Here is a 13111-nt window from a genome sequence, read left to right as displayed (position 1 = left end):
TTGTCAGTGTGACAAGAACGGTTTCTCCTGAACGATCCGGAGGTGCCCGACACCGCTGACGAGCACCTTGTAGGCCGCCTTGTCGGCCCAGCCGTGGAACGTCGTGTTCGACCCCTGGTCCTCGTCGCGACCGGTCGGGACACGGCCGCGGTCGGTCCAGAACATTGCATCGATAGCTGGTGTCGGCACCAGACCGAGACCCTGGACGTGCCGCCGCAGCGCATCGACCTGCCGCTGCCCGGTGAGCGCTGCCAACTCGTCCGGCCGGAACCGTGTCGGTGGCAGACCCTGCGCGCGGGTGTCGAGCAGCACCTCCACGTGCGCGCGGGTCCGTCCGGTGTAGCGGCGTCGGAACCGTCGGACCCGCACCACGCCAGCCTCGTCGACCCCAATGTCGACGAGGTCCGACCACCGCACACCGTCCTCGTCCGCACCGACCGTCGTCACGAGCCGCACACCGTCCGGTTCGTCGGACAGCGCTTCGGCCTCGTCCCATCGGTCTGGTCGCAGTGCATCGCCGACCAGCGAACGCACGACCTGCCATCGCTCGTCGCCGGGGCGTCGGCCACCGAAGAGTGCGGCACGGAGGCCGCCTCGCCGGCTCCGTTCGGCGACGAGCTGGTCGCACGGTGCCGAGACCGAGACCACCTCGTCGGCGTCCTCGTACGATGCGGCAGCAAGATCGAGTGGCGCGACCCCGACCGCCAGGCGCTGCTCGGCCACGGTCGCCAGGTGATCGGCAGCCGGAGCGAACACGTCGACCAGGTCCGCTGAACGGGGAGAACGCCCACGTCGGAGCCGGTAGGCGCGAAGGCCCCCGCCCTGGTCCCTCGCCATGCCGCTCGGCCAGACGTCGATCCGTGCACCCTCGACGCCGAGCAGCCAGCCGCGTCGTTCGAGCTCCATCCGCACCGTCGACAGGGCCCCGAAGGCGTCGTCCTCGACGGCGACGTGCTCGACACCGTCGACGACGACGGTCACGGAGTAGCGAAATCGGCCGTCCGAGCCGGACGGCTCGGAGCTCACGGTGATCATGGCTGGCGTCGTCTCGCCCTGGCGGTGCGCCGTTCGCGCGTACTCGGTCATCCGGGCGTCGATGCCAATGTCGGCCCGAGCAGGTTGCGGGCGGCGGTTCGCCAGGCACGGGCGACGGCGTCGAGGGAGTCGACGACGGTGATCTCCGGGTGCGGGCGTCGACCAAGGGCCTCGACCGCTCGCCTCCGCCATCCGTCCGGGTCAGGGTCGATGATGACGGTGCAGCTCGCACCGCCCGTCGACGCCTCGAGGAGCATCCATGCCGAGTGCGGCCGAGCCAGTCTGCTGACGACGTCCCCCCAGATCCCGTTGGCTGCCGACAGCTCGAGGACGCGGACGCCGGACGGCGCGAACGAGATTAGACCTGGGCGACGCGGCTGTCGTTCCGTGATCAGGACGCCGTCTCCGTGTCCCTCGGCGGCGGCGACCTGCACGACGAAGCGACCGCTCCGCTCGTCATCGAGCAGGGACTGCCGCGTCACCGGTCGCGTTGCGACTCCTCGCGTCGCCGGACGGTCCTCGGCGACCGAGTACGCGGACTCGACACGAACATCCCGATCGTGCGGTTCGGTGGCGGGGCGACCATCGGACTCGATCGCCAGGTAGAGGCCGTTCGGAACCGGTACAGCCCAGACCGTCGTCTGACGGGTACTCGCGCGCCAGGTCACCATCAGGACACGTGGCTGTCGGGCCGCCCGAGCACCCACGCCTGCTCTGGTGAGGACCGGCGATCGGTCACGAAGACGGGCAGGGGCACGAGCGATGCGGCCTGGACCCGGACGCGTCCGAGTTCGTCGGCGTCATCCGTGTCGACGAGTACCACGATCCGCTCGGACGCCCGTGCGACGATGACACCGACCGTGCTGATCGCCGCCCCGTCGTACTGTTCGCGGAAGTCGGTCACCGCCGGGTACTGCTCCGGCTTCGGGGCACCGACGACGACGTCGAACCCCGCCGGGAACGGGCTCGCCGCTCGGACGAGTGCCGCCGTCGTCCATGCGTCGAGTTCGAGGGGCATCGTCGGCCCCGCCGCCAGCGTCAACGGGACGCCGGATCGGCCGGCCTGGTCGAGGAGCACCCCCACGGGCAGACCATCCGGTTGCGGGCTGACGACTCCGTCCACGATCACCGCGGGGATCATCGACGTGATCGCCAGGTCGCGGGGTGAGAGCACCGGCGCGCGGTCTCGCGATACACCGACGATCCGGTCGATGTCCTCGGGCAGCAGGACCTGCTCGTCGGGCTGGCCGGGCTGGAGCAGGAGAGCCACGTCGGCCGGGGTCGCGCGGAGCGCCGACCACAGCGTCGTGTGCAGGAGGACCGCGTCGTCCGGGGCCGCGGCCTGCGCCTGTTGCTGGTCGAGGAACGCGAGCGCGACGGCCTGGGGCGACTCGTCAGCCGGGGCGATGACCGCCGGGACGCCGTCCTCCGTCGCCAGCATCCACAGGTCCGTGTCGACCGCCCGTCGCCAGGCCGTGAGCTCGGCCGGCTCGCTCAGATCCACGGGCCTTCGAGTTCCCGTTGCGCGGGAGTGGCCTTCGTCCGCCAGCGATCTACGATCTTCGTCCATCGGTGCAGTGCCTTGGTGGTCTGCTTCGAGGGCGGTGCAGCATTGTCGGTCTCGAAGGAGAGGACCTGGTCGAAGTACCCGGTGTCGCCGTGGCGCGTGAGTGCGGCTCCGGGGCCGATCTGCGAGACGACATCGGCGCCGCGGGGGAAGGTGAAGAGCCCTTGTGCCATCGAGGGTTCGTTGCGGACATCCACGAGTCGGCCGAGGTCACTCGACCGGATCACAGTGGTCGTCAGCGAGCCGTACGCGAGCAGGCGCGGCGGAGTCCCACCGGCGCGGGTGTCGACGCGCCCGTCGATGTGGTCGTTGAGCAGGAACTGGTGACGTGCGCCGACTCGGACGTCGACTTCGGGGTCGAGCGCGTCGAGGAGCAGCGCCAGGAGTTTCGCCCGTGCGACGAGATCCGGGAGCGTTGCGTCAGGGGACCACCGAGGCGCCGTGCCGTAATCGATGACCAGCTGGCCGTCATCGGAGAACGACCGATCGGCGACCGGTCCCACGACGAGGACGTCCGGGAAGCCCTCGTGGATCATTCGTCGCTCCCGACGAGCGGCTGCGTGTAGGCCACCGCGCGCCACGGTGCGTGCAGGGCTCCGCGCATACCGACCGACTCGGTGATCGACCGAACGCTCGGGTCCATGCCGGAAGGCCCGCCTGCCGGGAACGGCGATGGGCTGTCGGTCGCCATGCCGGAGTGGAAGTACTGCGTTCCACCGCCGGCGCCGAACTGCGGGTTGGCCTGCGCCGTGCCGACGGCGTACGGCTGGTCCGCTCCGATGTGTGCGACTGAGACGTCTTCACGGTACGGGGTCGGGTAGTCGAAGTTCGCGCCGACCTGGGCCGATTCGTGGAACGCGGCGGAGTCGCCGCTCGGGGCGTTCGGGACGGCGTAGCTCGCCGACGGGCTCTGCATGCCGGACGGCGTCGAGGCGAACGCGTCGATCTGCGCGTGCGGGCCGGTCACGTTGGTCATCGAGTCGACACCGTAGTAGCCTTCGCCGCCCTGCCACAGCTGGCTGGCCCGGGCCGGATCCGTCCGAGCGATGTCGGACACGTGGGCGTTGTAGGCGCCGCTGACGGTGCGGTTGAAGGCGCGGTCACTCGCGGTGAAAGCGTCGGTGAGGCGCTCGACGATCGGCTTGCCCTGCGACCCCAAGAAGCCGGTGTGCAGCCCCTTCGCCGCATCGACGGCGCTGTGCACCATGTTCGCTGGGGTCAGGTAGCGCACCTGGAGCGCCATGCGCTCGAGTCGCCGCGTCGGGTTTGACGCGAACTGCTTCACCGCCAGCGGAAGCTCCTTGAGCGCCATCACGCCGTAGCGGCCAGCTCCGCTGAGGGTCCGGGCGGCGAGCGAGCCGAGCGATCCGGTCGAGCGGGCGAGCGAGAACGCCTTGCGTGCGTCGCCGGCTGCGGACAGCAGCCGTCCGGCGGTGGTGATCCCCTTCATACCCGGGATGCAGTCGAGCAGCGCGAACGCGAGGTCCCACCCGTCGGCGGTGCCCTTGCTCATCTTGTACAGGGTGTCAGCGAGTACGAGCAGCGCTGCACCGAGCACGATCCATGCGAGCGGTCCGCCGACGATCATGACGATGATGCCGCCAACAGCGACGACGACCTTCGCAATGGAGACGATGGTCTCCCATCGTTCGGACCCGAAGATCTTGTCCCACGTGGACTGCTTCCCGAGGCCCGCGTCAGCAGCTTCACCGATCTTCGTCGCGGTCCGCTGCTCCGCGTCCTGCCAGTCACCCTTCGCATCCGCCACGAGCCGCTTCGCCGCATCGATCCGCGACTGCGCCGCCGAGATGTCCCCCTGCGCCGAGGACACCGACCCCTGCGCGACGGAAGCGTTGTCGGACGCTGCCCGCAACTGCGCCGGCGACGGAACATCCACCCCGTCCGGCACCTCGGAACCGGCCGGGTACTTGTCCGCGACCTTCGACAGGTCCTTCGACGCCGACTCGTAGTGCGACAGGTTCGACTGCGCATCTGCCAACCGGTCCTGCGCCGCGGCGAGGTCCCCGGAGGCGTCCTTCGCGTCCGCCAACGCACCGTCAGCCCGGTACTGGGCGTCATCGACCGTGTCAGCCCACCCCGACAACGCCGTCGCGGCGAGTTCGTACGAATCGACGAGCTTCGTCAGGTCCGACGGGGTGTCCTCGATCGCGTCGACGAACACGTCCGCGGCTTCACCCTCCCAGTCGGTCAGCCACCCCGAGCCCTTCACCGACTTCAGTCGGGTCGAGGCGTCATCGGCTGCGTCGGAGATGCGCTGGTACTCCCGCGCCATCATCCGCAACGTCGACGGATCACCCTTGACCGGATCATCACCCTGATCGACAACGTCCCACCCCGACGGCCGCCCCATGGCTACTGAGCCCTCGAGGCGACGGGCCCGCCGCCGCCGTTCTCGTCGTTGACCTGCAGGGCCTGCGCGAGCTTCTCGTCGGTCTCGGTGTAGGTCTCGATGGACGAGCTCAGCATGTCCGCCAACGCCTTCGTCGACTCGCTGATCTTGTCCCGCTTGTCGCCCCAGCGGTGGTCGAAGTCGTGCAGAGCGTCCTGTACCGTCCCCGAACCGATCTCGTCGTCGGACGCATCGACACGCTTGTGCGCCTGCTCGAGCGTGCTGTGCACGGTCGTCAGGTCGTTCTGGAGCTCCCCGAGCCCCATCAGATCAACCAGCAGTTTGCCTGCCACGGAACAATCCCTCCCCGATCACGAACCGGCGCCACCAGGACGACGCCACAGGAACCGCGACGACCCCGTGCCCCACGCGATCGCGGGGCACGGGGTCGACGACGATGTCAGCCCTTGAGGCCGGAGGCCAGCGACTCGTCCGTCTCGGACAGGGTCTGCGAAGCCTTCGAGAGGAACGTGGAGAGGCCTTCGAGCCCCTGGACCGTCTGGCTCACGCCACGGTTGAACTCGTCGTAGGACTCGCCGAACGCGACGGACGACTTGTCGGTGACGTAGCCATCCGAGATGAGCTGCTGGATCTTTCGCTGCAGTGCTGACAGACGGTCTTCGATGTCTGCCTGGCCTGCCTTGAGGTCGGAGGCTGCTGCCTCGAGGTCTGCGTACGAGACGTTGATGTTCGCCACGGTGTGACTCCCTTTCCCCGGAGTTTCGTTGTCCCCCCAACGGGGCGTGTGGGATGGACACTACCATCGTCCTGCGACACGAAGTCAACGCTACGGGGGATTGCCATGACCTTCACGTTCACGATGGTCGACCGCGAGAGCGGCCAGACCGCGAACGTCTACGTCGACGGTGACGATTCCCGGGCGGTGCGCGAGTTGGTGGCCGAGGCCGAGCGCCTCATCGCGACGGACGTCGACGCCTCCGGTCGGACTCCGGTGTACTTCGTCGGGGAGCAGCAGCTCGACCTCTCGGCGTCGGTCGCCGAGTCCGGTGTCCGGGAGGGAGTGGTGGTGAGCCGCAGCCTGGAACAGGTGCCGCCGCAGCCACTCCGTCCGCTGACCGACGCCGAGATCCGGATCGTCTCCGGGCTGCACGCGGGGACGATTGTCCGGGTCAGCACCGGCACGGTGACCATCGGTACAGCACGGTCCGCGCACGTGCGGGTGCCGGTGAGCACCACGGACGAGGTGGAGGCCGAGGCGTCGGGGGTCGACACGGTGCCGGAGATCGCCCTGCTGGTCACGGTGACCGCCGACGGCGCGAAGGTGCGTCCGGCGAACGGCTTCTCCGGAGCGCTGCTCGACGGTGAGCCGGTCACCGAGGAGACGGACTGGCCCGAGACAGCACAGCTCGCGATCGGTGCGGTACTGCTCGGATTCGGCCGCGCTCCGGACCGTGGCGCCCATCTGTCACTGGCGGACGACGGCATGTCGCTCGAGTACAACCGGCCGCCGCGCATCCTGCCCCCGGACGAGCACACCCGCTACCAGCTGCCGCCGCCGCCGACCGAGCCCCCCGCCCGGGCGCTGCCCATCCTGATGGCACTGGCGCCGATGGGCATGGCGGTCATGTTCGTGTCGACAACCGGCCGCTGGATCTACCTGCTCATCGCCTTGCTGTCGCCGGTCCTGATGATCATCACAGGGCTGCAGGGTCGCCGACAGGGCAAGAAGACGTACCGGCAGCGCGTCGTGGAGTACGAGGACACCAAGGCGCGGATCGAGGCGGACGCGACCGAGAGCCTCCAGTCCGAACGCGCACGCTGGATCGCGAGCGCGCCGGACCCGGCCGCCGTCTACGAGACCGCGGTCACGCCGCTGCCGCGACTGTGGGAGCGACGCCGGACTGATCCGGACCACCTGCTCGTCCGCGTCGGCACGGCGACGCAGCGCTCCGAGGTGACCATCGAGGACCCGGAGCAGCTGTCCCACAAGCGGACCGTGGCGTGGGACGCCACGGACGTGCCGGTCCGCATCCGTCTGGCCGAGCGCGGCGTGATCGGCATCGCCGGTCCCGACGACGACGCCCGACGACTGGCGAACTGGGTGGTCGCGCAGCTCGCGACGCTGCAGAGCCCGAAGGACGTCACCTTCACGCTGCTCACCGACACCACGCGCACGTCGCTGTGGGAGTGGATGTCCTGGCTGCCGCACGTCCGCCGGGACGGTGCAGACCAGCCGATGACGAGCATCGCCTCGAACGCCGCGTCGACCGCGCGGGCGATCGCCGAGCTCGCCGCGATCATCGACGCCCGGAAAGAGGCGGGTATCGGCAAGAAGACCCCGCCAGCTGACGAGATCGTCGTCGTGATGGACGGCGCACGGCGGCTCCGCGCGATGCCCTCGCTCGTGCAGGTGCTCAAGGAGGGGCCGTCGGTCGGGGTGTTCAGCATCTGCCTCGACCTGGACGAACGGCTCCTGCCCGAGGAGTGCGACGCGGTGGTGGTCGTCCGCGACGACCGGGTGCGGGTCACCCAGCAGCGCAGTGAGCGCATCGACGACGCACGCCCCGACCTGGTCGACCAGGACTGGCTCGAGTGGGTAGCCCGGTCGCTGTCGCCGATCGTCGACGCCAGCCCGGACGTGCAGGACGGCGCCATCCCCTCGTCCGCCCGCCTGCTCGACGTCCTCCAGCTCGAACCGCCGACGTCCGAGGCCGTCCAGGCTCGCTGGCTGCTCGGCGGCCGCAGCACCACCGCCGTGGTGGGGGCGTCGATCGACGGGCCGTTCGCGATCGATCTGCGGAACGACGGTCCGCACGGCCTGGTCGCCGGCACGACCGGTTCCGGCAAGTCCGAGCTGCTGCAGACGATCGTGGCGTCCCTGGCGGTGGCGAACAGGCCGGACGAGATGAACTTCGTGCTCGTCGACTACAAGGGCGGTGCGGCCTTCAAGGACTGCGTCGACCTGCCGCACACCGTCGGCATGGTCACGGACCTCGACACGCACCAGGTCGAGCGCGCGCTCGAGTCGCTCGGTGCCGAGCTCCGCACCCGCGAGCACGCCCTCGCGGAGGTCGGCGCGAAGGACCTCGAGGACTACCAGGACCTGCAGGCCAAGCGTGCGGCGAACGGGGACACCATCCCGAGCCTGCCGCGGCTGCTGATCGTCATCGACGAGTTCGCCTCGCTCGCCCGTGAGCTGCCCGACTTCGTCAAGGGCCTGGTGAACATCGCCCAGCGCGGTCGCTCCCTCGGCATCCACCTCATCCTCGCCACGCAGCGACCGGGCGGCGTCGTCTCGCCTGAGATCCGCGCGAACACGAACCTGCGGATCGCGCTGCGCGTCACCGACCAGTCGGAGAGCCAGGACGTCATCGGCGCGAACGACGCCGCGCGGATCGCGAAGTCGACCCCGGGGCGCGCCTACGTGCGGCTCGGCGCGGCCTCGCTGCTGCCGTTCCAGTCCGGTCGCGTCGGCGGGCGCCGGCCCGGCACGGACGACCAGGAGGCCCGACCCGCCCTGGTCCGCGAGCTCACGTTCGCCTCGTACAGTGACCCGGCCCCTCGCCCGGCCGCCGTCGAGGCCGCCGCGAGCGACGTGGAGGTCACCGACCTGAGCGTCCTCGTCGCGTCCATCGACGACGCCACCCGAGCCCTCGGCACCCCCGAGCAGCGGAAGCCCTGGCTGCCACCGCTCGGCGAGGTCGTCGGGCTCGACGACGTCGAGGCGACCGGCACCGGCGACCTGGCGCCCCTGGCGGTCGCCTGGGGCGTCGAGGACCACCCCGGTGACCAGCGGCAGCGCCCGGCGGTGTTCGACCTCGACGCGGACGGCCACCTGTTCGTGATCGGCTCGCCACGCTCCGGTCGCAGCCAGACCCTCCGCACCCTCGCCGGTGCGATGGCCCTGCGGCTCGGCGTCGGCGACGTGCACATGTACGGGATCGACTGCGGCAACGGTGCCCTGCTCGCCCTCGGTGCTCTGCCGCACTGCGGTGCCGTCGTGCAGCGGCACGAGCCCGACCGGGTCTCGCGGCTGCTCGGCATCCTGCTCCGCACGGTGCAGGAGCGCCAGGCCGCGTTCTCCGCCGGCGGCTACTCGTCGATCGCCGAACAGCGGACCGACTCCGGCACCGTGCCGATGCCCCACGTCGTCGTGTTCCTCGACCAGTGGGAGAGCTTCATGGCGACCCTGGCGGACGCCGAGAACGGCATGCTGCACGATGCCGTCCAGACCCTGCTGCGCGAGGGCGTCGGCGTCGGCGTGCACCTGGTCGTCTCCGGCGACCGCACCCTCACGTCCGGCCGGATGTCGAGCCAGGTGGAACGGAAGCTGCTGCTTGCCCTGGCCGACCGCGGCGACTACAACTACGAGGGCATCAACGGCAAGAAGCTGCCGGAGTCGATCCCGCCGGGGCGCGGGTTCCGCAACGCGACGGCGACGGAGACCCAGGTCGCCGTTCTGCCCGGCGGACTCGGGGGCCGCGACCAGGCCGCCGCGCTCCGGGGCATCGGTGACGAGGTCCGTGCGCACGTGTCGGCCGACGCCCCGAAGCCGTTCCGGATCGACGTGCTCCCGCGCTCCATCACCTTCGAGGACGCCGTGCGGTACCTGCCGTCGGCGGAGGCGTCGGTCGGCCGGGTCGCGCTCGGCGTCGGCGGCGACGAGCTCCGGCTGTTCACGCACGACTTCGTGCAGGACACCTCGGTCTTCATCGTCGGCGGCAGCCCCCGCTCGGGCAAGAGCACCGCACTCGTCGCGATGGCCCGCCACGTGCTGTCTGCCGGTGGTTCGGTGGTCGCGGTGACCCCGCGGGAGTCCCCGCTGCGGGCGCTCGACGGAGCGCCACGAGCCACGGTCGTGACCGATGGTGCGATCGGAGCCGAGGGCCTGTCCGCCGCCATCGACACCGGCGCCGCGGGCTTCACGCTCGTGCTCGTCGACGACGCCGAAGCCCTGAAGGAGTCGCCGGCCGAACCGGTGTTCCGGGCGATCATGGAGTCCGACCGGGGCCGTTCGGTCGGGCTCGTCCTGGCGGGAGACGTCGAGGGGGTGGCGAGCGGGTTCCGCGGTTGGCAGGTCGACGCGAAGAAGGCCCGTCGGGGCATGCTCCTCGCGCCGCTCAGCACGGTCGATGGCGACCTGATCGGCACGAAGCTGTCGAAGAGCCTCGTCACCCAGGACCGCGTCGCCGGCCGGGCTCTGCTGAACGACGCCGACCAGGCGCTCCGACTCGTGCAGGTGCCGGCCGGCGACTAGCGCCGGCCGCAGGGGCGCAGCCCGGAGCGTGCGCACCCCGCAGTCTGCCCGGTCCAGGGTCGGCTCAGCCCAGCGGCGTCTCGCTGACGAGTCCGACGGCGGGTTCGGCGCGGAGCGAGTGCCCGCCGAACACCACGGTGTCCCCGGGCCGCACGGTCGTGCGCTGCGACGGAACGAGCATCGCCGGGGGGAACCCCGGACGCTGCAGTTCGACCCCGTTGGCCGACGCGGTGTCGAGCACCCAGAGCGAGCCCTCGGCACCGAACCCGAACTCCAGGTGGGTACGACTGAGCAGCCGCTCCGGGTCCTCCAGGGCGATCATGTGGGCGTATCCGTCGTCGGGATGGGAGCTCGCAGGATCGCGGCCGATCAGTCCCCCGCCGGACACGGTGACCCGCTGGGCGCCGTCGAGGACGAGCACGGCCGCCGCGGCCTGGCGGGCCGGCGCGGCGTCGGGTCGCGCGGTGCTTCCGCCGGACGAGCCGAGTGGTCGGCCGGGCATCTGCGCCACGGTCGCCCGGACCCGGTCGGCGCTCGCACGCGGAGCCAGGGGAGGGGTGACGACGGAACGGGCGAGCTCTCCGCGCTGTGCCATCTGCGCCAGATCACGCTCTCCGACCCGTTCGACGACGGGTTCGACGACCTTGCGCTTCTTCCGGAACGGCCAGAGGCGCATCAGGACACCTCGCTGCCGACCGTGGCGGAGTCGATGAGCTCGAAGGTGTCGGTGACGGTCTCGAACAGTTCGTACAGCGGCTCGGCCAGGTCGGTCGCGGGTGACGAGACGCTGACCAGGGCGACCTGGTCGCCGGCCGGCACGAAGGTCTGCATGAGCACGACGTCGAACGATCCGCGGCCGTCCGGTGCCTGCACCGTCGAGACGCCCCAGACTCGCGGCACCCGGCCGATGCGAGGGACCTCGTGCACGTCGACGTGCATCCCGTCGTCGTCCCCGCCGAGCGCGGCGACGTGGTCGGTCAGTGCGGCGAGTGGGTCCCCGCCGGCCTCGGGCGCGGGCAGGACCGTCACGGTGAGGGCACCGGAGACGATGCCGTCCTCGCTGGGCTCGGCGAACGCGGCGCAGTACCGCGCCCCGCTGTCCCAGGCGGAGCGGGCGAACCGGCGGAGCACCCGGACGATCTCGGTGCGGTGGTCCCAGAGTTCCCGGTGGTCCTCGATGCGTTCCTGCACGAGGGCGCTGATCCGGTCGTCGCGGCGTTCCGGATCGACCGGGAGCTCGAACCAGGAACGCGGGACCGTGATGGCGAAGTGGTCGACCGACATGCCCGCTACCGTACCGCGCCGTGTCGCTCGGCGGTCCGCCGCATCGCCCGCAGCAGCACCGGCCCCGGCAACCGGAGCAGCGCCCGCGGCACGAGCGCCCGCACCCCGGCCACCACCCGCACGGTCCGCCGGAAGCGCCGCTCCTCGCGCCGCCCCCACGCGAAGCCGTACGCCGTGCGCACCGGTTCCGGCAGCATCCCCACGGTCACGATGCGCACGAGGGGCATCGCCGCCTGCACCCACAGCGGCGCGAACCGCGGGTGCAGCAGGTCACGGACGACCCCGCGGGCGTCGTCGGTGACCTGCAGTCCGTCGAGCGTCTGCTGCCAGTACCGGTCGAACGCCGCGACCGAGGTCGGCCAGCGCTCCGCTGGCACCCGCAGCGCGGTCGCGATCGGCGCGTAGGCGGCGAGGACCTGCTCGGCCCGGGCAGCGGAGACCTTCGTGCCGAACAGGTCGTGCGCCCGCCGGGCGGAGTCGAACAGGGTCGCGGCCACCCAGAGCTGCCGGTCGACGTCGTCGGCGCCGGCGACGGGCCCGTGCGCGTGGTTGACGAAGCCCGTCGCGGTCGCCGAGTCGGACTCCGTGCCGATGACGACGGCGTAGATGAACATCAGGGTGTGGGCGAGCCGCTGCTGGGGTCGCCGGGCGAAGTCCGAGTGCCGTCGGACACCGGCCGCGACGACCGGGTCGGCGATCTGCAGCAGGATGGCGCGGCCGCCCGCGGCCACGGGTGTGCTGTCGGCGAGGAACCGACGCAGGTGACGGCCGTGGACGTGCGCAGGAGACGGACGGGAGGCCCGGTGCGGGCCGTGCGCCGCGCCTCCAGGCCCTGGGGTGGTCACGCCGCACCCCGTCGGCGTCGCGCCCGCAGGACGGGTCGCAGGTCCACAGCGATCGCCACCAGGAGCGCGACTGCGCCGACGATCACGGCGACCCGTGCGGAGGCGGGGTCGACGGGCGCGTCACCGGTCAGGGCGAGGAGCGTCGCGACGAGCCAGATCGCGGGGAGCGGCCAGAGGCGGGTCGGGGAACCGGTGACCAGCGCGCCGAGGACGCCGGCGACGAGCAGCGGGACCCAGCGGCCACCGGGCTCCGAGCGGGCGGCGAGGTGCGCCGCGGCGGCGACCAGCAGCATCACCGCGACGGCCAGCAGCCGCGCCGCCGAGGGCATGCTGCGGACGCTGGCACGGACCCGTCGGAACACGGCCCGATGCCACCGAGCCGTGTTCCGGAGGAGCCTGATCAGAGCGGCTTCGTGCCGAGGTCGCCGCCGAGGTCCGGGCGCTCCTCGTCCTGCTCCCACAGGTCGGGCGAGCCCTCGCGCGGGGATCCGCCGGTGGGACCGTCGTCGGAGCCGTCACCGGGCTGCGGTTCCACCGTCTCGCCGGCGACCGCGTCGTTCGTGACGGTCTCGAGCGACTCCTCGGCCTCGTCCACCTCGTACGGGCCGACGTGCTCACGGTCGATGTCGTCGTCGCGACGCTGCTGGGAGTCGAAGTCGTCGACGGGGCTGATGCCGGGGTCGCTCATGGTGGTTCCTTTCCGTTGCGGGCTTCCTGCCTACCCGCGGGTGCTTGGCGGCTGTCCGGTTTCG

General features: G+C 71.2%; 13 protein-coding genes. 1 reads left to right on the top strand and 12 read right to left on the bottom strand.

Annotated elements, in window-relative coordinates; translation table 11 throughout:
* Window positions 1-3 precede the first annotated feature (3 nt).
* The 7 genes from ACL00U_RS15425 to ACL00U_RS15395 all read right to left on the bottom strand — a co-directional run bounded on the left by ACL00U_RS15425 (window position 4) and on the right by ACL00U_RS15395 (window position 5709).
* Window positions 4-1035, bottom strand: a complete 1032-nt coding sequence (locus ACL00U_RS15425) for a hypothetical protein (protein WP_412873588.1) — start codon at window positions 1033-1035, stop codon at window positions 4-6.
* Between the two features lie 47 nt (window positions 1036-1082).
* Window positions 1083-1517, bottom strand: a complete 435-nt coding sequence (locus tag ACL00U_RS15420) for a hypothetical protein (protein ID WP_152427103.1) — start codon at window positions 1515-1517, stop codon at window positions 1083-1085.
* Window positions 1518-1705: 188 nt separating this feature from the next.
* Window positions 1706-2539, bottom strand: a complete 834-nt coding sequence (locus tag ACL00U_RS15415; RefSeq protein ID WP_412873587.1) for a hypothetical protein — start codon at window positions 2537-2539, stop codon at window positions 1706-1708.
* The gene (locus ACL00U_RS15410) at window positions 2530-3138 is read right to left on the bottom strand and encodes a hypothetical protein (RefSeq protein WP_017885450.1); all 609 of its coding nucleotides are present in this window, start codon (window positions 3136-3138) and stop codon (window positions 2530-2532) included. The genes ACL00U_RS15415 and ACL00U_RS15410 overlap by 10 nt, the downstream gene beginning before the upstream one ends.
* Window positions 3135-4973, bottom strand: a complete 1839-nt coding sequence (locus ACL00U_RS15405) for a WXG100 family type VII secretion target (protein WP_368859542.1) — start codon at window positions 4971-4973, stop codon at window positions 3135-3137. The genes ACL00U_RS15410 and ACL00U_RS15405 overlap by 4 nt, the downstream gene beginning before the upstream one ends.
* A gap of 2 nt (window positions 4974-4975) precedes the next feature.
* Window positions 4976-5305: a DUF6507 family protein gene (locus ACL00U_RS15400; RefSeq protein ID WP_152427322.1), complete on the bottom strand. Its 330-nt coding sequence runs from the start codon at window positions 5303-5305 to the stop codon at window positions 4976-4978.
* 107 nt (window positions 5306-5412) lie between these two features.
* Window positions 5413-5709: a WXG100 family type VII secretion target gene (locus ACL00U_RS15395; protein ID WP_017888162.1), complete on the bottom strand. Its 297-nt coding sequence runs from the start codon at window positions 5707-5709 to the stop codon at window positions 5413-5415.
* A gap of 105 nt (window positions 5710-5814) precedes the next feature.
* On the opposite strand from ACL00U_RS15395, the gene ACL00U_RS15390 reads away from it, so the two are divergent.
* Complete coding sequence (locus ACL00U_RS15390) at window positions 5815-10230, top strand: FtsK/SpoIIIE domain-containing protein (RefSeq protein ID WP_056071947.1); 4416 nt, start codon at window positions 5815-5817, stop codon at window positions 10228-10230.
* A 64-nt stretch (window positions 10231-10294) separates the two neighbouring features.
* On the opposite strand, the gene ACL00U_RS15385 is transcribed toward ACL00U_RS15390, so the two are convergent.
* The 5 genes from ACL00U_RS15385 to ACL00U_RS15365 all read right to left on the bottom strand — a co-directional run bounded on the left by ACL00U_RS15385 (window position 10295) and on the right by ACL00U_RS15365 (window position 13047).
* Window positions 10295-10906: an FHA domain-containing protein gene (locus tag ACL00U_RS15385; RefSeq protein ID WP_056071944.1), complete on the bottom strand. Its 612-nt coding sequence runs from the start codon at window positions 10904-10906 to the stop codon at window positions 10295-10297.
* Window positions 10906-11514 (bottom strand): hypothetical protein, encoded by a 609-nt coding sequence (locus tag ACL00U_RS15380; RefSeq protein ID WP_017888159.1) that lies wholly within the window; start codon window positions 11512-11514, stop codon window positions 10906-10908. The genes ACL00U_RS15385 and ACL00U_RS15380 overlap by 1 nt, the downstream gene beginning before the upstream one ends.
* A 5-nt stretch (window positions 11515-11519) precedes the next feature.
* On the bottom strand, window positions 11520-12359 hold the full coding sequence (locus ACL00U_RS15375) for an oxygenase MpaB family protein (RefSeq protein WP_412873586.1): 840 nt from the start codon (window positions 12357-12359) through the stop codon (window positions 11520-11522).
* Window positions 12356-12688 carry a hypothetical protein gene (locus ACL00U_RS15370; protein ID WP_412873585.1) on the bottom strand — a complete coding sequence of 111 codons (333 nt, stop codon included), beginning with the start codon at window positions 12686-12688 and terminating at the stop codon, window positions 12356-12358. Before ACL00U_RS15370 ends, ACL00U_RS15375 begins: the two co-directional genes overlap by 4 nt.
* Before the next feature lie 71 nt (window positions 12689-12759).
* Window positions 12760-13047 carry a hypothetical protein gene (locus ACL00U_RS15365; RefSeq protein ID WP_017888156.1) on the bottom strand — a complete coding sequence of 96 codons (288 nt, stop codon included), beginning with the start codon at window positions 13045-13047 and terminating at the stop codon, window positions 12760-12762.
* Window positions 13048-13111 lie beyond the last annotated feature (64 nt).

Origin of the sequence: Curtobacterium poinsettiae, from assembly GCF_047226435.1 — a bacterium.
Taxonomy (GTDB): domain Bacteria; phylum Actinomycetota; class Actinomycetes; order Actinomycetales; family Microbacteriaceae; genus Curtobacterium; species Curtobacterium poinsettiae.
Note: the sequence above shows the minus strand (reverse complement) of the source record. Positions and strands in the feature narration are given on the sequence as shown.

What these genes read in the sequence shown, in the direction of transcription:
- ACL00U_RS15410 (WP_017885450.1), bottom strand. Translation starts at nt 3,138, where the DNA reads ATGATCCACGAGGGCTTCCCGGACGTCCTCGTCGTGGGACCGGTCGCC.
- ACL00U_RS15405 (WP_368859542.1), bottom strand. Translation starts at nt 4,973, where the DNA reads ATGGGGCGGCCGTCGGGGTGGGACGTTGTCGATCAGGGTGATGATCCG.
- ACL00U_RS15380 (WP_017888159.1), bottom strand. Translation starts at nt 11,514, where the DNA reads ATGTCGGTCGACCACTTCGCCATCACGGTCCCGCGTTCCTGGTTCGAG.
- ACL00U_RS15385 (WP_056071944.1), bottom strand. Translation starts at nt 10,906, where the DNA reads ATGCGCCTCTGGCCGTTCCGGAAGAAGCGCAAGGTCGTCGAACCCGTC.
- ACL00U_RS15370 (WP_412873585.1), bottom strand. Translation starts at nt 12,688, where the DNA reads ATGCCCTCGGCGGCGCGGCTGCTGGCCGTCGCGGTGATGCTGCTGGTC.
- ACL00U_RS15390 (WP_056071947.1), top strand. Translation starts at nt 5,815, where the DNA reads ATGACCTTCACGTTCACGATGGTCGACCGCGAGAGCGGCCAGACCGCG.
- ACL00U_RS15425 (WP_412873588.1), bottom strand. Translation starts at nt 1,035, where the DNA reads ATGATCACCGTGAGCTCCGAGCCGTCCGGCTCGGACGGCCGATTTCGC.
- ACL00U_RS15365 (WP_017888156.1), bottom strand. Translation starts at nt 13,047, where the DNA reads ATGAGCGACCCCGGCATCAGCCCCGTCGACGACTTCGACTCCCAGCAG.